General features: G+C 67.7%; 21 protein-coding genes and 1 riboswitch. Of the genes, 11 read left to right on the top strand and 10 right to left on the bottom strand.

Going from position 1 to position 22,392, the window contains the following annotated elements; all coding sequences use genetic code 11:
• The 3 genes from AC5Y4N_RS07400 to glnX are packed head-to-tail and all read right to left on the bottom strand — an operon-like array spanning position 1 to position 4,615.
• Positions 1–2,268 carry a serine/threonine-protein kinase PknG gene (locus AC5Y4N_RS07400; RefSeq protein ID WP_499906311.1) on the bottom strand — a complete coding sequence of 756 codons (2,268 nt, stop codon included), beginning with the start codon at positions 2,266–2,268 and terminating at the stop codon, positions 1–3.
• The gene (locus AC5Y4N_RS07395; RefSeq protein WP_499905473.1) at positions 2,268–3,263 is read right to left on the bottom strand and encodes a glutamate ABC transporter substrate-binding protein; all 996 of its coding nucleotides are present in this window, start codon (positions 3,261–3,263) and stop codon (positions 2,268–2,270) included. The genes AC5Y4N_RS07400 and AC5Y4N_RS07395 overlap by 1 nt, the downstream gene beginning before the upstream one ends.
• A 32-nt stretch (positions 3,264–3,295) precedes the next feature.
• A complete protein-coding gene (gene glnX, locus AC5Y4N_RS07390) occupies positions 3,296–4,615 on the bottom strand; it encodes a protein kinase G-activating protein GlnX (protein WP_499905475.1) in 1,320 nt (439 codons plus the stop codon).
• Between the two features lie 204 nt (positions 4,616–4,819).
• Here glnX and AC5Y4N_RS07385 point away from each other — a divergent pair, with 204 nt between their 5' ends.
• A complete protein-coding gene (locus AC5Y4N_RS07385; RefSeq protein WP_499905477.1) occupies positions 4,820–5,314 on the top strand; it encodes an NUDIX hydrolase in 495 nt (164 codons plus the stop codon).
• Here AC5Y4N_RS07385 and thiE read toward each other — a convergent pair.
• Positions 5,286–5,975: a thiamine phosphate synthase gene (thiE, locus tag AC5Y4N_RS07380; RefSeq protein ID WP_499905479.1), complete on the bottom strand. Its 690-nt coding sequence runs from the start codon at positions 5,973–5,975 to the stop codon at positions 5,286–5,288. The two genes, AC5Y4N_RS07385 and thiE, sit on opposite strands and share 29 nt — an antisense overlap.
• Between thiE and thiO the strand changes: the two genes are divergently transcribed.
• From thiO to AC5Y4N_RS07345, 7 genes are all read left to right on the top strand, one after another.
• Positions 5,974–6,987, top strand: a complete 1,014-nt coding sequence (thiO, locus tag AC5Y4N_RS07375) for a glycine oxidase ThiO (RefSeq protein ID WP_499905481.1) — start codon at positions 5,974–5,976, stop codon at positions 6,985–6,987. The two genes, thiE and thiO, sit on opposite strands and share 2 nt — an antisense overlap.
• A 7-nt stretch (positions 6,988–6,994) precedes the next feature.
• Entirely contained in the window at positions 6,995–7,192 is a 198-nt protein-coding gene (thiS, locus tag AC5Y4N_RS07370) for a sulfur carrier protein ThiS (protein WP_499905485.1), read from the top strand.
• Positions 7,185–7,970, top strand: coding sequence for a thiazole synthase (locus AC5Y4N_RS07365; protein ID WP_499905488.1), 786 nt, complete (start codon positions 7,185–7,187; stop codon positions 7,968–7,970). The genes thiS and AC5Y4N_RS07365 overlap by 8 nt, the downstream gene beginning before the upstream one ends.
• Before the next feature lie 295 nt (positions 7,971–8,265).
• Positions 8,266–9,054, top strand: a complete 789-nt coding sequence (locus AC5Y4N_RS07360; RefSeq protein ID WP_499905490.1) for an SGNH/GDSL hydrolase family protein — start codon at positions 8,266–8,268, stop codon at positions 9,052–9,054.
• Positions 9,051–9,962 (top strand): ABC transporter ATP-binding protein, encoded by a 912-nt coding sequence (locus AC5Y4N_RS07355; protein ID WP_499906313.1) that lies wholly within the window; start codon positions 9,051–9,053, stop codon positions 9,960–9,962. Before AC5Y4N_RS07360 ends, AC5Y4N_RS07355 begins: the two co-directional genes overlap by 4 nt.
• Positions 9,959–10,702 carry an ABC transporter permease gene (locus AC5Y4N_RS07350; RefSeq protein WP_499905492.1) on the top strand — a complete coding sequence of 248 codons (744 nt, stop codon included), beginning with the start codon at positions 9,959–9,961 and terminating at the stop codon, positions 10,700–10,702. The genes AC5Y4N_RS07355 and AC5Y4N_RS07350 overlap by 4 nt, the downstream gene beginning before the upstream one ends.
• 23 nt (positions 10,703–10,725) lie before the next feature.
• Positions 10,726–12,231, top strand: a complete 1,506-nt coding sequence (locus tag AC5Y4N_RS07345) for a M28 family metallopeptidase (RefSeq protein ID WP_499906315.1) — start codon at positions 10,726–10,728, stop codon at positions 12,229–12,231.
• A 45-nt stretch (positions 12,232–12,276) separates the two neighbouring features.
• Here AC5Y4N_RS07345 and AC5Y4N_RS07340 read toward each other — a convergent pair whose 3' ends face one another.
• On the bottom strand, positions 12,277–12,627 hold the full coding sequence (locus AC5Y4N_RS07340; protein WP_499905494.1) for a hypothetical protein: 351 nt from the start codon (positions 12,625–12,627) through the stop codon (positions 12,277–12,279).
• Positions 12,628–12,641: 14 nt separating this feature from the next.
• Positions 12,642–12,866, bottom strand: coding sequence for a hypothetical protein (locus AC5Y4N_RS07335; protein WP_499905496.1), 225 nt, complete (start codon positions 12,864–12,866; stop codon positions 12,642–12,644).
• A gap of 110 nt (positions 12,867–12,976) precedes the next feature.
• Between AC5Y4N_RS07335 and AC5Y4N_RS07330 the strand changes: the two genes are divergently transcribed.
• Positions 12,977–14,164 carry a TetR/AcrR family transcriptional regulator gene (locus tag AC5Y4N_RS07330; protein ID WP_499905499.1) on the top strand — a complete coding sequence of 396 codons (1,188 nt, stop codon included), beginning with the start codon at positions 12,977–12,979 and terminating at the stop codon, positions 14,162–14,164.
• Between the two features lie 10 nt (positions 14,165–14,174).
• Here the strand turns inward: AC5Y4N_RS07330 and AC5Y4N_RS07325 are convergent, their stop codons facing one another.
• The 4 genes from AC5Y4N_RS07325 to thiC all read right to left on the bottom strand — a co-directional run bounded on the left by AC5Y4N_RS07325 (position 14,175) and on the right by thiC (position 18,842).
• Positions 14,175–15,662 carry a flavin-containing monooxygenase gene (locus AC5Y4N_RS07325; protein ID WP_499905501.1) on the bottom strand — a complete coding sequence of 496 codons (1,488 nt, stop codon included), beginning with the start codon at positions 15,660–15,662 and terminating at the stop codon, positions 14,175–14,177.
• A gap of 64 nt (positions 15,663–15,726) precedes the next feature.
• A complete protein-coding gene (locus tag AC5Y4N_RS07320) occupies positions 15,727–16,353 on the bottom strand; it encodes an alpha/beta hydrolase family protein (RefSeq protein ID WP_499905505.1) in 627 nt (208 codons plus the stop codon).
• Positions 16,350–17,180: a bifunctional hydroxymethylpyrimidine kinase/phosphomethylpyrimidine kinase gene (gene thiD, locus AC5Y4N_RS07315; protein WP_499905507.1), complete on the bottom strand. Its 831-nt coding sequence runs from the start codon at positions 17,178–17,180 to the stop codon at positions 16,350–16,352. The genes AC5Y4N_RS07320 and thiD overlap by 4 nt, the downstream gene beginning before the upstream one ends.
• Before the next feature lie 78 nt (positions 17,181–17,258).
• Positions 17,259–18,842, bottom strand: coding sequence for a phosphomethylpyrimidine synthase ThiC (thiC, locus tag AC5Y4N_RS07310; RefSeq protein WP_499905508.1), 1,584 nt, complete (start codon positions 18,840–18,842; stop codon positions 17,259–17,261).
• A riboswitch (TPP riboswitch) is annotated at positions 18,834–18,945 on the bottom strand. (Overlaps the previous gene by 9 nt.)
• Positions 18,946–19,069: 124 nt before the next feature.
• On the opposite strand from thiC, the gene AC5Y4N_RS07305 reads away from it, so the two are divergent.
• Both AC5Y4N_RS07305 and AC5Y4N_RS07300 read left to right on the top strand, forming a co-directional pair.
• Positions 19,070–20,821: an MFS transporter gene (locus tag AC5Y4N_RS07305; RefSeq protein ID WP_499905509.1), complete on the top strand. Its 1,752-nt coding sequence runs from the start codon at positions 19,070–19,072 to the stop codon at positions 20,819–20,821.
• A 77-nt stretch (positions 20,822–20,898) separates the two neighbouring features.
• Complete coding sequence (locus AC5Y4N_RS07300; RefSeq protein WP_499905510.1) at positions 20,899–22,254, top strand: DUF5933 domain-containing protein; 1,356 nt, start codon at positions 20,899–20,901, stop codon at positions 22,252–22,254.
• Positions 22,255–22,392 lie beyond the last annotated feature (138 nt).

Below are 22,392 nucleotides of genomic sequence, written 5' to 3'. Positions count from 1 at the left end.
CTAGAACGTCGACGCCGGGCGCACCGCGTTGGCCATGTCGACCAGCGCGTACCGGTGTGCGCGCGTCGGCGCCACCCGCGCCAGCCCACGCAACGACGCCTCCACCCCCAGCCTCAGCCCGTGCGGAGTGAAGGGGAACCCGAGGATGTGGTTGGTGCTGGCCGTGTTCTCACTGATCCAATCGAGCGCGGTGCCCAGCACCAGCGCCCGGATCTGCAGCACCCGCGGCTCGGAGTCCGGCAGCGCCTCGACGCGGCGGGCCGCCTCGCGGATCTGCTGCTCGGTCAGCTCGCTCATCGACCGCCCCGACAGCAGTGTCAGCGCGCTGGTCAGCCGCGCGGTGGTGAAGTGCCGCGAGGTGGCCGGCACCGCGTCCAGCGTGCGCACCGCGCCTTCCCGATCGCCCTGCGCCGACTTGGCCCGCGCCAGCCCGAAGCCGGCGGAGATCACGCCGTTGTCGGTGCTCCAGACGGTCTCGTAGAACTTCAGCCCGTCAGGGTTCCCGGCCAGCTCGGCGGTCGCTGCCAGTGCCAGCTTGGGTGCCAGCTCGCCGGGCAGCCGGTCCAGCACCTCGGTGAAATGCTTTGTCGCCGCGTCATAGTCGCCCATCAGCAACTCGGCCACCGCGCGGAACCAGACCAGCCGCCACTGCCAGCCCACCCGCTCGGCCAGCGCGTCGAGCTTGCGGGTGGCCTTCGCGACGTCGCCGAGATCGAGCAGGGCGCGCACCTCCATCAGCGGCAACTCCACCGACTCGGTGAGGTCGATGCCCTCGCTGTCCAGCGCGCCGTGCCGTGCGGCGCGCAGTTGGTCCAGCGTCTGGACGGGCTGGCTGAGCACGCTCGCCGACAGCACCGGGGCGCCGACATCGGACGGGTCCACCAGCGGCACCGGCAACGCAGTGACGATCTCAGAAGCGGTCAGCTTCTCGGCGTGCACCAGGCCGTCGACGTAGACGTCGGTGTGCGCGACCAGAAGCTCCACCCCGAACGTCGAGCGGGTCGGGCTGAACACCGTGGACAGGCCCGGCCGCGGCGTGCCGCTGTCGTGCGCGACCACCTCGCGCAGCACGCCGAGCAGCTGCCCGGACATCTCCTCGGCGCTGGCGAACCGGCGCTGCGGGTCCGGATCGATCGCTCGGCGCAGCAGCCGGGCATACGAGTCGTAAGTGGCCAACACCGGGTCATCCTCGGGCAGGCCGTCGACGTAGCGGCCCCGCTTCGTCGGCATGTCCAGCGTCAGGGCGGCCAGCGTGCGGCCCACGGTGTAGATGTCGGTGGCCACGGTCGGGCCGGTGCGGACTATTTCGGGCGCCTGGTATCCGGGCGTGCCGTACAGGTAGCCGTAAGAGTTGATGCGCGACACCGCGCCGAGGTCGATCAGCTTCAGCTGCTCCTCGGTGATCATGATGTTCTCGGGCTTCAAGTCGTTGTACGCCAAGCCAATTGAATGCAGATAGCCCAGCGCGGGCAGAATCTCGAGCATGTAGGCGATCGCTTGCGCCACCGGCAACCTCTGGCCCCTGGCTTGCTTGAGCGACGTGCCCCCGACGTACTCCATCACGATGTAGCCGACGGGCTCGCCGTGCTTGTCCGGATGCTGCACGAAGTTGAAGATCTTGACGATCGAGGGGTGGGTGACCTCGGCCAGGAACTGCCGCTCGGCCATCGCGATCGCTTGCGCCTCGGCGTCGCCGGCGTGCACCAGACCCTTGAGCACCACCGGGCGCTCGTTGACGTTGTGGTCGACGGCCAGATACACCCAGCCCAGGCCGCCGTGCGCGATGCAGCCTTTGATCTCGTACTGCCCGGCGACCTTGTCGCCGGGCCCCAGCTGCGGCAGGAACGAATACGGGCTGCCGCAGTGCGGGCACCAGCCTTCGCTCTTGGCCTGACCCTCGGGTCCTGAGCGTCCGACCGGCCGGCCACAGTTCCAGCAGAACCGCTTCGACTCGGCCACAACGGGATTGCGCATCAACGCCGACAGCGGGTCCTTCTCCGGCACCCGCGGGATCTCAACCAGGCCGCCGCCCAGCCGGCGGCTCGGCGCCAACTGGCGGGTCATCGAGCTGGTGTGGTCGTCGGTGGCCGGGTCGGTCTGGGCGTCGTGCGACTCGTCGTCGAGCTCGGGACGGAAGATCGCCTGCGTGGCCATCGGTCGCAGCATCGACGACGAGTCCTCGCCGTAGTCGATCCCGAAGGCCGCGGGCTGCGTGCCTACCGTCTCGTGATCCGTCGACTCGACACGCGAGCGCTCCTCGGCATCCATCAGTCCGAGTACCTCGGCGTAGGGGCTGCCGGCGTGGGGCCCAGCACGGTCAACCACTTGCGGTACAGCGCATACCATGTCCCGTCGCGGCGAATGCGCTCCAGCGTGCCGTTGACGAACCGCACCAAGCCGGTGTTGTTCAGATTCATGCCGATTCCGTAGGGCTCCTCTTCTAGATTCGAGCCGACGATGTGCAGGTATGGATCCTGCGACACCAGGCCGGCGAGAATCGAATCGTCGGTGCTGACGGCGTCGACCTGCCGCTGCTGCAGCGCCACAAGGCAATCCGCCCATGTCACCACCGACACGATGATCGGCGCCGGGCTGATCCGCTGCAAGCGGTTGATCGAGGTGGTGCCCCGCGCTGCGCACACCCGCTTGCCCGACAAGTCCGCCGCCTGCCGGATCGCCGAGTCCCGCGGCGCCAGAATCCGTTGATTCGCAAGCAGATACACCGTCGAGAAAGCGACGTCCTTGCGCCGCTCGCAGGTGATCGTCATGGTCTTGACGACGATGTCGACGTCGTTGTTCTTCAGCGCCCGGATCCGCTCGGCCGACGACATGATGCGGTATTCGACTTGCGACGGCGTGCCGAAGATGTCGCGGGCCACTTCACCGGCGATGTCGACGTCGAAGCCGGTGATCTCGCCGGTGATCGGGTCGCGAAACGAAAACAGGTTGCTGCCGATGTCCAGGCCGACCAGCAGCCGCCCGCGCTGCCTGATGCCGGCGACCGCCGCGTCGGCGTCCTTCTTGTCGGTGAACGGCCGAAGGCTCGCGGTGCGGTCGCAGTTTCCGTCGGGCAGCGGGGCCGGGTTCTGCTGCGGCGGCAACTCCTGCATGCCTGCGGGTGTCGGCGGAGAAAGGGTCAGCGACGGCTGCGGGGTCAGCGAATCGGACTGCCCGCATCCGGCCACGAGCAAGATCGTCGCGGCCAAGACAGCGGGCAATCGCGTTCTCATCAGGGTTGGTCTCTTCTTCGCGCAAGCGCTCATCGGGGTTTGTTTCTTCTTCGCGCAAGCGCTCATCAGCGGTACTCGCTCATTCGCGGCCACAACCCCACCGTCACCGCCAGCGCCGCCACCACCGACAGCACCACCGCGCCGACCGTCGCACCCGACAGCACCGAGCGCGCGTCGACGATATCGTTGCGCAGCTGGCGCCGGCTCTCCTCGATGCCGTTGCTCAGCGCCTCCTCCAGCCGGTCGAACGCCGGAGTCGAATCTTGCTCACCGGTGCCCAGCGCCACCTGTGTGGCGGCTTGATAGTTGCCCACGGCGATGTAGGAGTTGATCCGCTCGTCGGCCCTGCGCCAGCGGTCCAGCAGTTGGTCGGCGTTCTGCAGATCCGATTTGTCGATCACATCTTCGCGGTCGGTGTACTGCGCAAGCATCTGGTGCATCTGGTCGATCCGCTGGTAATACGACTGCTTGCGGACGTCTTCGTCACCGCGGCGGATCAGCGCCAGGGTCTCGTCGGCACGCGCCTGCTGGGCCATGATCGCCAGGTTGGTGATGGTCTTCAGTGAGTCAGCGGCAGTGCCCTTGGCGCTGCGGCTGTCGGTGGTGGAGATAGCCAGCACCGTGCCCACCCATATCACGATAATCAGCACCGCCAGCCCGCCGGCCACGAAACCGAAGTTCAGCCGGCGCTGGGTCTTGCGTGCCAGCCAGCGATTGGAATAGGCCCCGAACAGCAGCGTCGCGGCCACCAACACAATCAGCAGCGTCGGGATGTTCGTCGAAGCGGTCGTCTCGACGTCCACCTGCGCGGAAGTCTCGTCGTAGAGCCGTTTGGCGTCCGGCAGGATTTGCTGCTGCATCAGCGCCGACGCCTCGGACAGGTACGACGAACCGACAGGGTTGCCGGCCCGGTTGTTGGTGCGCGCGGTCTCGATGAGCCCCGTGTAGACGGCCAGCCGTGCGTTGATGCGGCCCAGCACCTCGAGCATCTGCTGGTCGGTCAGACCGCTGGAGGCCTGCGTCAACGCGACCGCCGCGTCGGTGACGGCTTGCTCGTAGCGCTGCCGCACCTCCCGCGGCTCCGCGCCCGCAATGAATGCGGTGGCCGCCGCGGCGTCGGCCACCGACAGCGTCGTGTACAGCTGCCCGGCCGCGAACGCCAGCGGCTCTGTGTGGTTGAGCACCGTGGTCAGCGCCTGCTGGCGGCGGTCGATCGTCGTGGAGGTGGCGAAGGCCGTCAGCGCCACCAACGCAATCAGCACCGCGCCGCTGATCAGGATGCGGCCCGGGGTGGTGGTCCAAAACCACCATCGCGGGTGGGTGGGGTCGATGGTTGCCTGCGACGGGGCCGGCTCCGTTGACGGATGCGCCAGCTCCACGGTCACCGATGTGCGCCCTTCATGCCTTCGATCGCGCCCAATCTATAAGCGAAGTCTAAGAGAACCCGGCAAGACGCGTGCGGCTTCTCGGTGGCAGGTCGTTGCTCTTCGCGCAAGCGCTCATCGGGCCGTTTGCTCTTCGCGCAAGCGCTCATCGGGCCGTTTGCTCTTCGCGCAAGCGCTCATCGGGCCGTTCCCTATCCTGAACTCGTGCGTGGCGACGGCGACGGGTGGGTGATCTCGGACACCGGCGCCAGGTACTGGGGCCGCCACGGCGCGGCGGGCCTGCTACTGCGGGCACCGCACCCCGACGGGGGCCGCGTGGTGCTGCTCCAGCACCGGGCGGTGTGGAGCCATCAGGGCGGCACCTGGGCGCTGCCGGGCGGCGCGCGCGACAGCCACGAGACTCCTGAAGAGACCGCGGTCCGCGAAGCCGCGGAGGAAGCCGGGCTGCCCGCCGAGCTCGTAGTGGTGCGCGCGGCCGTGGTCACGGCCAGGGCCAGCGGCAGCCACTGGACCTACACGACCGTGGTCGCCGATGCGCCGCATCCGCTGCAGACCATGCCCAACTACGAGAGCGTCGAACTGCGCTGGGTCGAAGAAGACCAGGTCGCCGAGCTACCGCTGCATCCCGGATTCGCGGCCAGCTGGGGCCAACTGCTCGAGTTGAGCCGCGTCACGCCGCTGCTGCAAGTGCCGCGCTGAGGTCACGCGCGGCGCGCGCCGGATCCTCGGCTGCGGTGATCGCCCGCACCACGACCACGCGCCGCGCGCCGGCCTCCAGCACTTCTGGCAGCCGCTGCTGGTCGATACCGCCGATCGCGAACCACGGCTTGACCGGATTCGACGACGCCACCGCCCGCACCAGATCGAGCCCGGGAGCCGGGCGGCCCGGCTTCGTCGGCGTGGGCCAGCACGGTCCCACACAGAAGTAGTCGACGTCCTCGGTCACCGCGGTGCGCACCTGGTCGATGTCGTGAGTGGAGCGGCCGATCAGCGTGGCGGCCCCGACGATCTCGCGGGCAACGGCCAGCGGCAGGTCGTCCTGGCCGAGGTGCAGGACGTCGGCGCCAGCGGCCTTGGCGACGTCGGCGCGGTCGTTGACCGCCAGCAACGCCCCGTGCCGGCGGGCGGCGTCCGCGAGCACCGCCAGCGCTTCGAGCTCGGCGCGGGCCTCCAACGGCCCGAACTGTCGCTCGCCCGGCGAGCCCTTGTCGCGCAGCTGGATGACGTCGACCCCGCCGGCCAGCGCCGCGTCCGCGAACTCGGCAAGATCGCCGCGCTCCCTGCGGGCGTCGGTGCACAGGTACAGCCGCGCTTGCGCCAGCCGGGTCCTCAGCACGAGGACTAGCCTAGAAACCGACATGTCTATCCGGTCCATTGCGGTCATCGGCGGGGGCGTCATCGGCCTTTCGGTGGCCCGCCGTCTCGCGCAGTCCGGCCGAACGGTGCGCGTGCACCGCAAGCCTCACGACCCGGGCGCCTCCTGGGTGGCCGGCGGCATGCTCGCCCCGCACAGCGAGGGCTGGCCGGGGGAGGAGCGGCTCCTGCAGATCGGGTTGGAGTCGCTGGCTCTGTGGCACTCCTCGTTCACCGACGGGCTGCCGGAAACGGTGATCACGGCGCAGGAGTCACTGGTCGTGGCCGTCGACCGCGCCGATGCAGCCGATCTTCGAACCGTCGGCGAGTGGCTGGCCGCCCAGGGCCAGCCCGTGACCTTGACCACCGCGGCCCGCGATGTGGAACCGCTTCTGGCGCAAGGCATTCGGCACGGCTTTCGTGCCACCACCGAATTGGCGGTGGACAACCGAGCGGTGGTGCAGGCGCTGGCCGCGGAGTGTGAACGCCTCGATGTGGCCTGGGCGCCGCCCGTCGACGACCTCGGCGAGGTGACCGATGTCGACGCGGTGGTGCTGGCCAACGGCATCGACGCGCCTGCGCTGTGGCCGGGGCTTGCGGTGCGGCCGGTCAAGGGAGAGGTGCTGCGCCTACGGTGGCGCCATGGTTGTATGCCCGTGCCGCAGAGGGTGATTCGCGCCCGCGTGCATGGCCGCCAGGTGTATCTGGTGCCGCGCGCAGACGGTGTGGTGGTGGGCGCGACCCAGTACGAGCACGGCCGTGACACCGCGCCGGCGGTGGCCGGGGTGCGCGAGCTGCTCGACGACGCCTGCGCGGTGGTGCCGGCGTTGGGCGAGTACGAACTGGCCGAATGTGCGGCCGGGCTGCGGCCGATGACGCCGGACAATCTGCCGATAGTCGGCCGGTTGGATGAGAGGGTGCTGGCGGCCGTCGGCCATGGCCGGTCGGGCTTCCTGTTGGCACCATGGACGGCGGAGAAAATTCTCGCCGCATGCGACGCACTTGTGGGGGCTAGGTGATTGCCAGGTGATTGTCACCGTCAACGACGAACGCGTGCAGGTGGACGACGACACCACGGTCGCCGCGCTGCTCGCCCGGCTCGGCTTTCCGGACCGCGGTGTGGCGGTCGCCCTGGACTGGTCGGTGCTACCCCGATCCGATTGGGACACAAGGCTTTCCGACGGTGATCGACTGGAGGTAGTGACGGCGGTGCAAGGTGGCTGATCCGGGCAAGCTGACCATCGCGGGGCGCAGCTTCTCGTCTCGGCTGATCATGGGGACCGGCGGGGCCGCCAACCTCGCGGTGCTGGAGGAGGCGCTGGTGGCATCCGGCACAGAGCTCACCACCGTGGCGATGCGCCGCGTCGACGCCGCCGGCGGCACCGGCGTGCTGGATCTGCTCGCCCGGCTGTCCATCACCCCGCTGCCCAACACGGCCGGCTGTCGCAGCGCCGCAGAGGCCGTGCTCACCGCGCAGTTGGCCCGCGAGGCGCTGCAGACCGACTGGGTGAAGCTCGAAGTGATCGCCGACGAACGCACGCTGCTGCCCGACGCCGTCGAATTGGTAAAGGCGGCAGAACAATTGGTCGACGACGGTTTCGTGGTGCTGCCGTACACCAACGACGATCCGGTGCTGGCGCGGCGGCTGGAGGACATCGGCTGCGCCGCGGTGATGCCGCTGGGCTCGCCGATCGGCACGGGCCTGGGCATCGCCAACCCGCACAACATCGAGATGATCGTCGAAGCCGCAGGCGTGCCCGTCGTGCTCGACGCGGGGATCGGCACGGCCAGCGACGCCGCGCTCGCGATGGAACTCGGTTGCGACGCGGTGCTGTTGGCCAGTGCGGTGACAAGGGCCGCCGACCCGCCCGCGATGGCCGCGGCGATGGCCGCCGCCGTCACGGCCGGGCACCTGGCGCGCCATGCCGGGCGCATTCCGAAGCGGTTCTGGGCGCAGGCGTCCAGCCCTGAGCTGCCGTGGGCCGACGGGCAGGGTGGCTGAACGCTAACAGCGGGCAAGCAAAGTGCGAGCAACACCTGGTCGTGACGACGCGGTACCTGCGCAACGTCCCCGACGAGGTGGTGGACCGGCTGACGCGCCTGGCCGCGAGGCATTGGAGCACGAGCGCCCGGCGCGATGATGGTCCTCGACGCGTCGGCCGCGGTTTTCGGCGCTCTTGAATCGCGGGCAGGCGCGGCAACTGACCGGAGCCGATCGCCTGCATGCGCCTCATCTCATTGACGCCGGGCATCGGCTGCCCGGTGACGGTCGTGCCGAGGTAGGCACAATGGCGCCCATGAGGCCTCGCTACGTCGCGATCGGCAGTTCGATGGCGGCCGGTCCCGGTATCCCGCCGCGCGCCGACGGCGCACCGTGGCCGTCGGGCCGCTCGGCGCGCAACTACCCGCACCTGGTTGCCAAGGAGCTGGGCCTCGACCTGGTGGACGTCACCTACTCTGGTGCCACTACCGCACATGTGCTGCGCCACAAGCAATTTGGTGCGCCGCCACAGATCGAGGCACTCGACGGCTCCGAGGCGCTGGTGACGGTCACGATCGGCGGCAACGACGTCGGCTACGTGCCGCTGCTGACTCTGGCGTGCCTGCCCCGGCCGGCCCAATGGCTGCCTGTGCTCGGGTGTCGGCTGCGCGAGCTGCGCAACCGCGACGCCCGCGACCGAGCTCTCGGCGAAGTCGTCTTGGCGCTGCACGAGGTGGGCGAGGCGATCCGGCGCCGCGCCCCGCAGGCCAGAGTGCTGTTCGTCGACTACCTCACGCTGCTGCCGCCCCCCGGTGAGAAGGCTCCGCCGCTGTCTGAGGCCGACGCCGACCTCGGCCGCCACATCGCCGGCGCACTGGAAACCATGACCGCCGAAGCCGCCGAGCAGACCGGCTGCGAGATCGTGCGGGCAGCAGAGGCCAGCCGCGAGCACCACGCCTGGTCGGACCAGCCGTGGACCGTCGGGTTCCGGCTGCCGCTGCCGGGCCGACCCGCGCCGATGCATCCCAACGCCACCGGCATGTGGGCCGTCGCCGCGCTGGTCACGGCACAGGTGTCCGGTGGCCTGCCATCATGGGCGCCGTGATCGAGCTGCGCGGGCTGACCAAAGTGTTCGGTCGGACCCGCGCCGTCGACAACCTCACCTGCACTGTCGAACCCGGCGTCGTCACCGGCTTCTTGGGCCCCAACGGCGCCGGTAAGTCCACCACGATGCGGATGATCGTCGGGCTGGATCGCCCCACCGCCGGAACCGCCACCATCGACGGCCGCGAGTACCGCGAACTTCGCCACCCACTGCGCACCGTCGGTGCGCTGCTCGACGCGAGGCAGCTGCATCCGAACCGCAGCGCGCGCAACCACCTGCGGTGGATCGCTGCGAGCAACCGGCTGCCGGCCCGGCGCGTCGACGACGTGCTGGCCATGGTCGGGCTGACAGAGGTGGCCGACAAGAAAGCGGGAACGTTCTCGCTGGGCATGTCGCAGCGGCTGGGCATCGCGGCGGCGCTGCTGGGCGACCCGCCGGTGCTGATCTTCGACGAACCCGTGAACGGCCTTGACCCCGAAGGCATTCGGTGGGCCCGCATGCTGATGCGCACGCTGGCCGACGAGGGTCGCACCGTGTTCGTGTCCAGCCACCTGCTCGCCGAGATGGCCAACACCGCCGACCGGCTCGTCGTCATCGGCCGCGGCCGGCTGATCGCCGCCACCACGATGGCCGATTTCGTCAGCCGCTCCGGCGCCGACACCGTGCGTGTGCGCAGCCCCCAGCCGGCCGCTTTGCGTGAGGCGCTGACGGGCGCGGGCCTGCAGGTGCGCGACGGCGGGAACGCGCTGCTGGTGAGCGGCGGCACCATGGAGCAGGTGGGCGAGCTGGCCGCTGACCGCGGCGTCACGCTGCACGAACTCAGCGCTGAGCGCGCGTCGCTGGAGGAGGCCTACATGAAGCTGACCGACGGCAGCGTCGACTTCCGGGCCACCGAGGTGCCGACGTGACGCTCGCCGCCGAACGCATCAAGCTCACGACCACGCGCTCACCGGTGTGGGGGGCCGCGGTCGCGGCGGTGCTGTCGCTGGGCATCGCCGCGATCCAGCCCGCGGCCAGCTTCTCCGGCGCGCCGTTGCCGCCGGAACGCGCGGCCGTCGGCGTCGCCACGTTCGCAGTGCCGGTGCTGATGATCCTCGCGGCGATGACCGTCACTGGCGAATACCGCACCGGGATGATCCGTACGACGTTCATGGCTACCCCCAACCGCACCCGGGTACTGGTCGCCAAGGCGCTGATTGCGGCCGGCGTGGCCGGCGTGTTCGCCGCGGTGATGGTGATCGCGTCCCTGGTGGTGGCGCACGTGCTGGCCGACGGTCAGGTGGGCGCGCGGCTGTCGCTGACCCAAGCTCCGGCGTGGCGGCCCGTGGGGGCGGTCGGGTTGTACGCGGCGCTGGCGGCGGTGCTCGCCGTCGGGCTCGCCGTGCTGCTGCGGCATGCGGCCGCGGTGATCGCGGTGCTGCTGCTCATGCCGTTCGTCATCGAGCCGCTGCTCAGCTCGGCACCGCGCGTCGGCGAGCATGTCGGTCCGCTGCTGCCGTTCGCGAATGCGTACGCGTTCACGAAGGTGCCGTGGCTAGGCGGGTTTGCGCCGCAATGGGGTCCGGTCGCATCGCTGCTGTACTTCACCGGCGTGGTGGTCGCGGTGTTCGCGGCCGCGGTGTTCGCGATCAATCGGCGCGATCCCTGACGGCGGAGGCTAACGTGGGCGCAGTGTGGCGAACAGGCAGAACCGCAGTCGCTCTGCTGACCGTGGTGACGGTGCTCGCGGCGCTGGCGAGCTGCTCGCGTCACGACTCCGAGCTACGCCGCACCGCACCCGCGGCGTCGGACTACGCGCAGTCGATCCGCGAGAAGGTCAGCACCGACGCGATGTTCGCGCACCTGCAGCGCCTCCAGCAGATCGCCGATGCCAACCACAACACCCGAGCGGTAGCCACGCCGGGTTACGACGCCAGCGTTGAGTACGTTGCAAATACCTTGCGCGACAAGGGTTTCGATGTGCAAACCCCGGAGTTCGACTTCCGCAAGTTCGAGCCCGGCCAGGTGACGCTGAAGGTGAACGGCGCGACGGTCCCGGCGCAGGTGCTCGAATACTCGATCGGCACCGGACCCGATGGGGTGAGCGGTCCGCTGGTCGTTGCCCCCGGTGCGCCCGGTGACGACACCCCGGGCTGTTCGGCATCGGACTACGACGGACTGCCGGTCTCCGGCGCGGTGGTGCTAGTCGACCGCGGCTACTGCCCGTTCTCCGTCAAAGAGGGCGCGGCCGTACAGCGCGGCGCGGTCGGCATGATCGTCGCCGACAACGTCGACGAAGAGAAGATGAGTGCCACGCTGGGCGCCCGCACCGACGTCAAGATCCCGGCGATCGGTGTCACCAAAGCCGACGGCGCGAGGCTGCGCGCTCAGCCGGGTCCGGTCACCATGAAGGTCGACGCCAGGGTCCAACAAATCAAAGCCCGCAACGTGATTGCGCAAACCAAGACGGGCTCCACGCAGAACGTGGTGGTCGCAGGCGCGCATCTGGACAGCGTGCCGGAGGGGCCTGGCATCAACGACAACGGCTCCGGCGTGGCGGCGGTGCTGGAAACCGCGCTGCAGATGGGCAGTTCGCCGCCGGTTCAAAACGCGGTCCGGTTCGCGTTCTGGGGCGCCGAGGAGGCCGGGCTGGTCGGCTCCATGAACTACGTCGAATCGCTGGACGTCGAAGCGCTCAAGGACATTGCCCTGTATCTGAACTTCGACATGCTGGCCTCGCCGAACCCCGGCTATTTCACCTATGACGGCAATCAGTCGACGCCGTCGGGTCCCGGCGAGAACCAGCCGCGGGTGCCGGAGGGTTCGGCCGGCATCGAACGGACCTTGGTCACGTATCTGACCCTGGCCGGCAAGACCGCGGAGGACACATCGTTCGACGGGCGTTCCGACTACGACGGCTTCACGCAAGCCGGCATCCCGTCGGGCGGTCTGTTCGCCGGCGCGGAAGAGAAGAAGAGCTCCGAGCAGGCGCGGTTGTGGGGCGGCGAGGCCGACCAGCCGTTCGATCCGAACTACCACAAGCCCACCGACACCGTGGCGCACATCGACCGCACGGCGCTGGGCATTCAGGGCGGCGGGGTGGCGTATTCGGTGGCGCTGTATGCCCAGGACATCGGTGGGCGCAACGGCGTGCCGGTTCGCGACGACCGGGTCCGCCACGTGGTGACGGCTCAATAAGCCGCGTCAGATCGTCGGCGCAGCGCGTACACGCCGCGTCGGCCGCTAGGCGTTGGCGTTCTGCGGCTCGGCTGTCGCGTGGTGGTGCTCTCCGGCATGCCGCCACAGCGCCACCGCCAGACCGGACAACAGCACCCAGCCGATCACTGCGAGCGAGATCGTCCATGCTCTGCGCAACGCGAGCGCGTTTTGGCACTGGCCCACGAAGTCGGCCTGTGGCGACGTTTGGTTGGCGATCTGGGCCTGCATCAGATTGGTGTTGTATCCGGTGCCGCACTTGATCTGCCAACCCCACTGGTCGTAGGAGTCGAGGAACACCGGGAAGTTCAGCGCCAGCAGGCCGACGCCCAGCAGCGTCACGCCCAGCGTGAGAATCAGCCAACCACGGTTCGTCACAGAGCCTCCTGAGGTCAGACCATGCACACGTCGGACACGATCAGCACGGGCCACAACAGGATTGCTCCGAGAAACGAGAAGATCATGTCCAAGCCATGCATCTGGTGCAGATGATCGGTGTGGTTGATCGACCACAGCAGCCCGACGAGCAGATAGGGAAAACCGACCAGGAACCCGATCCCGATCAGCTCAGCGATGGAGAGCCGGTAGCCGAACAGACGGCGCACCTTCTCGATCACGCGTCATATGTTAATCACCATTCCGTGCCGGAGCGAGCAGAATTTGCAGGTTGCTCGCCTATTCGCCGTGGATGTGTACATCGATTCGCCAATCGGGTTACCGTGACGCGATGGCTACCCTGCCCGCCGAGCCGGCTGCGTCCCGTCGGCGCCCCAAGGACCGCAAGGCCCAAGTCGAACGGGCAGCGGCCGAGGCGTTCAGCGCCGCCGGCTACCACGCGGTCCGGATGGAGGAGGTCGCGGCGAAGGTCGGGATCTCCGGGCCCGCGTTGTATCGCCACTATCCCAGCAAGTACGAGATGTTCCGGGCGGCTGTGCTCAACCTCGGCCGCCAGCTCGTGGACTGCACCGCGTTCGTCGACGCCGACACGGATTTGCAGCGGGTTGTCGACGCGCTGATCGACGTCACGCTGGCCAACCGCGCGTCCGGCGGACTGTACCGCTGGCAGACCCGGTACTTACGTCCGCAGGATCAGGCGCTGCTCGCCGACCAGCTGCGTATGGTCAATCGACGAATCCAGAAACCGCTGGTGGCACTGCGCCCCGGGCTGTCGTCGTCGCAGCGGTGGATGCTGTCGGCGGCGCTGCTGAGCGTCATCGGCAGCATTGTCGACCATCGCGTCCGGATGCCGGCCGACCAGATCCGCGCCGTGTTCACCGACGCCGGGCTGGCCGTGCTGTCGGCGCAGCTGCCGCATCCCGACGAAGCCCAGCCCAATCCCCAAGGGCGAGCGATCTTTTCGGATGCCGGTGTCTACGAATCGTTGTTGCATGCGTCGCTGGTGCTGTTCGACAAGCACGGTTACCGCGACACCACCATGGAGCAAATCGCCGCGGCGGTGGGCATACCCACCTCCGCGATCTATCGGTACTTCTCCGGCAAGGCCGACATCCTCGCGACCGTGATGCGCCGGGCCGCGGACCGGATTTCGGGGGAGTTGTCGGTGCTCCCGCCCGAGGACGCCGAGCCGCGACAGGTGCTGACGCAGCTCATAAGTGCTTATGTCGCAACATCTTTCGCGAACCCGGAGTTGGCCATCGTCTACTACGCCGAACGGGTCAACCTGGCGGACGCCGACCAGACGCTGCTACGCAATGTGCAGCGGTCGACCGTCGACTCCTGGGTGCGACTGGCCATCTCGGCCCGGCCGGAACTGACGCCCAGCCAGGCCCGCTTCCTGGTGCATGCGGCGATGGCGCTCGTCGTCGACGTCGGCCGGCTGGTCCACTACGACGGGTCCGCACACTCTCAGGCGTGCGTGCGACGGCTGATGGAGATCACGCTGCTCGGCTCTTGAGTAGGTTCGCTCAGGCAATCGCGTAGTCGCTCAACGGGAATTCCGATGCTTCCCGGACCGCGACACGCGTAGGCAGCGGCCGTAGCAGGGTCGGTTCGCCGTGCGGGTTGAAGTAGTACGAGTTCGAGTTCGTGCAGTCCACCAGTGTGAATACCGTGTTGCTATTGAGTTCGGTCATTCGCTGCAAGTACCGCGCGTTGGCGTCCTCGGTGACCTCGAAAGTGGTTGCGCCGCGGCGCTTCACCTCGCCGAGCAGCCGGTCCATGTGCCGCATCTGGTAGTCAACGGTATTGAAAAAGTTCAGACCCAAGAAGCCGTAGGGTGCGGCCAAGCACAGCATGTTGGGGAAGTACGGGATCGACACGCCCTGGTAAGCCTGGAACCTGTTCTCGCGCCACCACTTTCCGAGGTTGCGTCCTTGGCGGCCGATGATCTCGATGGCGGGGAAGTTGGATTCCCACATATTGAACCCGGTGGCCAGCACGAGAGCGTCGATGGTTGTCTTGGTGCCGTCGTTGTTGACGATGCCGTCGGGCTCGATGCGGTCGATCCCGCTGGTCTGCAGGTGCACGTGCGGTTTGGTGAAGACGCGGTAGTACTCGTTGGAGAACGTGGGCCGCTTGCAGCCGAAGCTGTAGGTCGGGGTGAGCTTGGCGCGCAGCTCTTTGTCGCGCACCGAGGCGAAGCGATGCATCTTGGCCAGGTCGGAGGCGGCGACGATCATGCGCCGCGGAAAAAGTCTCCGGTAGTAGATCGTGACGTGGGTGAAGAACTCGTACAACACGTCGGTGAGCCAGCGGACCGCGCGCTGGGTGACCGGGATTCTGGCGAACAGTCGCTTCGCTAGCTCAGGGATGCGAAGGTCGAATTTCGGCACCACGTAGATCGCCGTGCGTTGGTACACCGTCAATTCACGGGCGCTCTTGGCCAGCTCTGGGATCAGCTGAACCGCGGTCGCCCCGGTACCGATGATCGCGACTTTGCGGTCCGTGAGGTCGTAGGTGTCGTCCCAGGCGGCGCTGTGGATGATCTTGCCGCCGAAGCTGTGGATGCCGGGGATGTCGGGGGTGTGCGGCTGGGAGAGGAAACCGGTGGCGGTGATCAGGAACCGCCCGGTGAGCGTGTCGCCACCAGCAAGGGCGACCCGCCACACCTTGGCCTCGTCGTCCCAGCGTGCGCCCTCCACAGTGGTGTTGAACCGCATGTGCCGGCGCACGTCGTACTTGTCGGCGACGTCGTTGGCGTACTGCTTGATTTCCGGCCCGGTCGAGAACAGCCGCGACCAATTGGGGTTCGGCTCGAACCGATAGGAGTAGCTGGTGGTCGGCACGTCGACCGCCAGCCCGGGATAGCGGTTGACGTGCCAGGTGCCGCCGAGGTCGTCTTCTCGGTCGACGATGATGAAGTTCTCGTAGCCCAGCCGCTTGAGCTGGATCGCGGCCCCGATTCCGCCGAAGCCCGCGCCGACGATGATCACGTCGAACTGCTGGTCGGTCATAGATAAAACGGTACCTGAGGTATCGAGTTGCAAAGAAATGGCTCGCGGGAGTCTGCGGCGCAGGTCACTTGCGGATTTTCAGCAGACGCAGCGCCGCGTCGACCGCCAGTGCCGGTACGTCGGCGCCCTTGACGCCCAGGTCGTGGCGAGCGCCGGCAACCTCGACGATCTCGACGGGCGCCGTGATGAGCGCGGCGGCCGCGCGCAGTTCGTCGATGGTGCCGAACGGATCGCTGGTGCCTTGAGTGAACACCGTCGGCACGACGATGCGCGGAAGGTGTTCGGTACGAGTCCTCTCCGGCTTGCCGGGTGGATGCACCGGATACGAGAACAGCGTCAGCACGTCGAGCGCAAGTCCGTCGTCGGCGACGGCCATCGAGGTCTGGCGGCCGCCGTAGGAGTGCCCGCCTGCGATCACCGGACCGTCGGCCAAGGTCCTCGCGAAAGTCACCGCCTCGACGATGCCCGCGCGATCCGCGGCCGCCGATCCGGACGGCGGCCCCTTCGGACGGCGGCGCCGGTACGGAAGGTTGTAGCGCACGGCCAGCCAGCCTCGGCGCGCCCATTCGTCGCAGAGCCGGTGCAGCAGCGGCGAATCCCGGCTGCCGCCGGCACCATGTGTGAGCACCACCACGCCTCGCGGCTTGCCGTTCGGCTCGTGCGCGACCCCGGCGATCTCGTCGAGATTCACGACGACAGGCGAAACAGCGCCGACACCGGGCCGTGCCCGTGGCCCAATGGGTATGCGGCTCGGATGCATTCGGTGACCCAGCGTTTGGCGAACGCGACAGCGTCAGGCACCGGGTAGCCGTGTGCCAGCGCGCAGGCCGTCGCCGCGGCCAGGGTGTCGCCGGCGCCGTGGTCGTTGCCGGTGTCCACCCGGACAGCGTCGAACTCGTGGAACTGCTTGCCGTCGAACAGCAGATCGGGGCTGTGCTTCGAGCTGCGCAGGTGCCCGCCCTTGACCAGCACCCATCGCGGCCCGAGCGCATGCAGCGCGCGGGCCGCTTGCTCTTGCGAGCTCCGGTCGGTGACGTCGATGTCCACCAGCAGCCGAACCTCGTCGAGGTTTGGTGTCACCAGTGTGGCGAGCGGAAACAGGTGGCGTTTGAGCGAACCGAGCGCCGAGGGGTGCAGCAGCGGATCGCCGTGCATCGACGCGCACACCGGGTCGACGACAAGCGGGGTGCCGGCGAGCTGCTCTTTCCACGTCTGGGCGACCGTCTCGATGATCGCCGACGATGCCAGCATGCCCGTCTTGGCGGCTTGCACGCCGATGTCAGAGGCGACCGCCGCGATCTGGCCTGCGACCACGTCCGTCGGGATTTCATGAAAACCCTTGACGCCTAACGAGTTCTGCACCGTCACTGCGGTCACCGCGACCAGAGCGTGTACGCCGAGCATTGCGCATGTCCGCAGATCGGCTTGGATGCCGGCGCCGCCACCGGAGTCCGAGCCCGCGATGGTCAACACCCGCCGCGGCGTCTCGCCGGGCTTGGGTAGGGGGAGGAAACTCATGCGCGGCACTCGCGAGCGTGCGGTTTCATACGACCGCAGCGGCGTGTCGAGTGCGAAACCGCACAGTCGGCGCGGCGGTCATGAGGTGACCGGCAGGTACACCCGTCCGCCCTGTTCGACGAACTCCTGCGACTTCTCGGCCATCGCGTCGCGCACGTCCTGGCTGATGCGCATGGAACAGAACTTCGGCCCGCACATCGAGCAGAAGTGCGCACTCTTGGCGGGCTCGGCGGGCAGCGTCTCGTCGTGGTATGCGCGTGCGGTGTCCGGGTCCAGCGACAGCGCGAACTGATCGCGCCACCGGAATTCGAAGCGTGCCTGTGACAGCGCATTATCGCGGCGCTGGGCGTGGGGATGCCCCTTCGCCAGGTCCGCGGCGTGCGCGGCGATCTTGTAAGCGATCACGCCGTCCTTGACGTCCTTGCGGTCGGGCAGGCCCAGATGTTCCTTCGGCGTGACATAGCACAGCATCGCGGTGCCGGCTTGCGCGATCATCGCGGCCCCGATCGCCGACGTGATGTGGTCATAGGCGGGCGCGATGTCGGTGGCCAGCGGGCCGAGCGTGTAGAACGGCGCTTCGTCGCACCACTCTTCTTCCAGCCGCACGTTCTCGGCGATCTTGTGCATCGGCACATGGCCGGGGCCTTCGATCATCACTTGCACGCCATGGGATTTCGCGATCTTGGTCAACTCGCCCAGCGTGCGCAGCTCGGCGAACTGTGCGGCGTCGTTGGCGTCGGCGATCGAACCCGGCCGCAGCCCGTCGCCAAGCGAGAACGTCACGTCGTAGCGCGCCAGGATCTCACACAGTTCGTGGAAGTTGGTGTACAGGAACGACTCCTGGTGATGCGCCAGCATCCAGGCCGCCATGATCGAGCCGCCTCGGGACACGATGCCGGTGACCCTGTCGACCGTCAGCGGGATGTAGCGCAGCAGCACGCCCGCATGCACGGTCATGTAGTCGACGCCCTGTTCGCACTGCTCGATCACGGTGTCGCGGTAGATCTCCCACGTCAGCGCGGCCGGATCGCCGTTGACCTTCTCGAGCGCCTGGTAGATCGGCACGGTGCCCACGGGCACCGGGGAGTTGCGCAGAATCCATTCGCGGGTCTGGTGGATGTCGCGGCCGGTGGACAGGTCCATGATCGTGTCGGCGCCCCAGCGGGTGGCCCACACCATCTTGTCCACCTCTTCGGCGATCGACGACGTGACGGCCGAATTGCCGATGTTGGCATTGACCTTCACCAGAAACGCCTTGCCGATGATCATCGGCTCGGACTCGGGATGGTTGTGGTTGGCGGGGATCACCGCGCGGCCGCGGGCCACCTCGTCGCGCACCAGCTCAGCCGGCACACCCTCGCGCTCGGCGATGAACGCCATCTCAGCGGTGATCTCGCCGGCGCGTGCACGCTGCAGCTGGGTGCCGCGGTCGCGGACAATGCCGGCCCGGGGCGGCAGGCCCGCCGACAGGTCGATGCGGGCGTCAGGGTCGGTGTAAGGACCCGAGGTGTCGTACAGGTCGAGGTGCTCGCCGTTGGACAGGTGCACCCGCCGGAACGGCACCCGGGCGCCGTTGTCGAGGCGGCGGTAGATCTTGGTGCTGCCCTCGATGGGTCCGGTGGTGACGGTGGCGGTGTCGACGGCGACAGCGGAATCGGTCATTGCACATCTCCCTACGCCGGCATTACCCGGTCAGGTTCGTACGGTCGACGGCGCGATAGCCGCCCTCTCAGCACACTTGGCGTGCGCTCCCGCGTGGTCGGTTGACCGGTCCCACGCTAGCGCAGCGGCGGTGGCGGCGGAATACCGATTGGCCTCAGTTCATTTGTATAGCTAACATATGTGTTTTCTGTGCACGCGACGATGATTGACGACGACGATGACTGACGATGACGACTGACGTAGAGATGGCTGACACTCCCATCATCACCAACCCGGCGATTGCCGTCGCGGAGACGGACCGCCGGCGACGGCGGTGGGATCGCGACCACCCGCGCTACAAGTGGATCGCGCTGTCCAACACCACGCTCGGCATGCTGCTGGCGACGATCAACGCGTCGATCGTGCTGATCTCGCTACCGGCGATCTTCCGCGGCATCGGGCTGAACCCGCTCGCCCCGGCCAACGTCAGCTACCTGCTGTGGATGCTGATGGGCTACCTGGTCGTCACCGCGGTGCTGGTGGTGCTCTTCGGCCGGCTCGGCGACATGTACGGGCGGGTGCGGATCTACAACGCCGGGTTCGCGGTGTTCACGGTCGCGGCGATCGCATTGTCGTTCGACCCTTTCCATCTCGGCGGGGGCGCGCTGTGGCTGATCGCCTGGCGCGTGGTGCAAGGCGTCGGCGGCGCGATGCTGATGGCGTCGTCGGCAGCGATCCTCACGGATGCGTTTCCGGCCAACCAGCGGGGCATGGCGCTCGGGGTGAACATGGTCGCCGCCGTCGCGGGTTCGTTTCTCGGGCTGCTGATCGGCGGCGTGCTCTCCGAGTGGGACTGGCGCGCGATCTTCTGGGTGGGTGTGCCCATCGGCGTGCTCGGCACGGTCTGGAGCGTGCGCTCGCTGCACGAGATCGGGGTGCGACGACGGGGCCGCCTGGACTGGCCCGGCACGGTGACGTTCGGCGTGGGTTTGACCGTCGTGCTGACCGGCATCACGTACGGCATTCAGCCCCACGGAGGTCATCCGACGGGGTGGACCAATCCGTGGGTGCTGGGGTCGATCATCTTCGGCGTCCTGCTGTTGGTCGCGTTCTGCTTCGTCGAACTGAGGGCACCGCAACCGATGGTGAACATCCGGCTGTTCCGGTCGACGTCGTTCGGAATGGGCAACTTGGCCGGGTTGATGTCGTCGGTCGGCCGCGGCGGGCTGCAGTTCATGTTGATCATCTGGCTGCAGGGCATCTGGCTGCCGTTGCACGGGTACAGCTTCGAGTCCACGCCCCTGTGGGCGGGGATCTACATGCTTCCGATGACGTTCGGCTTCCTCATCGCGGGGCCGGTGGCGGGCTCGCTGGCCGACCGGTTCGGGGCGCGCCCGTTCACGGTCAGCGGAATGCTGTTGATGGCAGCCACATTCGTGGCGCTGGTGCTGATTCCGGTGAACTTCAACTACTGGCTTTTCGCGGTGCTGGTGTTCCTCAACGGCCTGGGCGGCGGAATCTTCACCGCGCCCAACACCGCTGCGATCATGTCCAGCGTGCCGGCCGAGGAGCGCGGCGCGGCCTCAGGTGTGCGGTCGACGTTCTTCAACGCCGGCTCGTCGCTGTCCATCGGGATCTTCTTCTCGCTGATGATCGTCGGCTTGGCCAACACGCTGCCCGACGCGTTGAACGCAGGGCTGCAGCAGCAAGGGGTTTCGCCGACGGTGGCGCACGAGGTCGCCAGCCTGCCGCCCGTCGGCAGCCTGTTCGCGGCGTTTCTCGGCTACAACCCGATCGGCGAGTTGCTGGGTCCGTCGCATGCGCTGCAGCAGCCGGGCGTCAACGCCGATGTGCTCACTGGTAAGTCGTTCTTTCCCGAGCTGATCTCCGGGCCGTTCCACTCCGGGCTGACGGTAGTGTTCGTCGCCGCCGCGGTGTTGATGCTGATCGGCGCACTGGCGTCGCTGTTCAATCCGGGCCGCTACGCTGACGAACTCTGAGTTCTCGCGGCGCCGTAGCGGGGCCGTGATCTTGAATTCATTCCGTCGACGTCGGTCGGGCACCTAAGATTCGACAGATGTTCATCGACGACGTGCGTCCCGTGCAGTGGCGCATGGCGTCGACACGCACCTGGGTAACTCTTTTCGTCGTAGCGATCGCCCTGCTTTTGGTCGTGCTGCAGGCCGTCGCCAGCAGTGCGGGATTTCAGGGTCCGCTGCACAGCCTGCTCGGCGACTATGTGGCCACGCCGAAGTCGGCCACGGTGCCGTGGGTAGGGCTGGGCGTCGCGATGGTCGGTGTCGGCGTCCGGTGGCGAGTTGCGGCGCTGGCGTTGGCAGCCGGGCTCGATGTGCTGTTCTGTGCCGAGCGGCTGGCGCGAGGTGGAGAATTCACCGTCGGCAACGGGCCGTTGATCGTTCTCACCGGGTTGGCGGTGGTGGTGTGGTGGCGCTGGACCGGCGACCAGCGCAGCACCGCATTGCGCGCAATTGCGTTCGGGTTCTTGCTGATTCTGGCCACCAAGGTCGGTGACACGTGGCTGCGCGTCACCGCGATGATTCGGCCGAGGGTGTGGGATCAGTACGCGCTGTTGGCCGATCATGCACTAGCGCAACCGTCGTGGCTCATGGGCCGGTTGGTGGACATGGCAGGACCGGCGGTGTCGGGGGTGCTGCATTGGGTGTACATCGAATTGCCGGCCGCCGCACTGGTAGTCGCAATCTACCAATTGCGCAATGTGACAAGTGCCGGTTGGCCACGCCACTTTCTGGTCCGCTCGTTTCTGGTACTCGGATTGGTGGGGCCGATCCTCTATGTCGTATTTCCGTTGGTGGGTCCCCTCTTTGCGTTCAGCGCTGCCGGTGACGGTCTCCAAGTAGGAGATTACTGGCCGCACATCTTGCCGCCGGTCAACATCGTCCCGTCGCCTATCGCATTCGACGATTTGGTTCCGCGCAACTGCATGCCGTCGATGCATACCGCTTGGGCGATGGCGCTTTTCATTCATTCGCGCGAGGCGCCGCGGCTGCTGAGGTGGGGTGGCACCTTCTGGTTGATGTGCACCGTCGCGGCGACGCTGGGATTTGGCTACCACTACGGCGTCGACCTGATTGCCGGGACGGTGCTGTGCCTTTCAGTGGAATCGGCACTGCGTGAGCCGGTGCGAGGCGGAAGCTGGTCACGGATCGGCTTGGTCGCCGGCGGTGCGTCGTTCCTGGCGGTGCTGCTGCTGAGCTGTCGCTATCTCGCCGAGCCGATGGCGCGTTATCCGCAGCTGTTCGGACCGTTGATGCTTGGCGCCCTGGCCGTTTTCGGTTGTGCGTTCTATGCGACGTTCTTTGCGCGCGCCGGTGTCATGGTCCCGTCGTGGACGGCGCCGCGGCGTGCGAGTGCGGATGCGAATCAGCCGCAGCCGGACGCGCTTTACGGCTGACGTCGGCTTCGGCTCTGCGTGTGTCGGCGCTCGCGACCTCGAGATACCTGCTGTCTGAGGAGCACCGAAAACACACTTGTTTGCGCCAATTCGCCGAAATTCCGTCAACAAGTGTGTTCCCGGCGAAGACGGAGCCTG

The sequence above is a fragment of the Mycobacterium sp. NGS19 genome, from assembly GCF_059813155.1.
The sequence above is the reverse complement of the archived record's forward strand: the minus strand, read 5'-3'. Positions and strand labels throughout refer to the sequence as shown.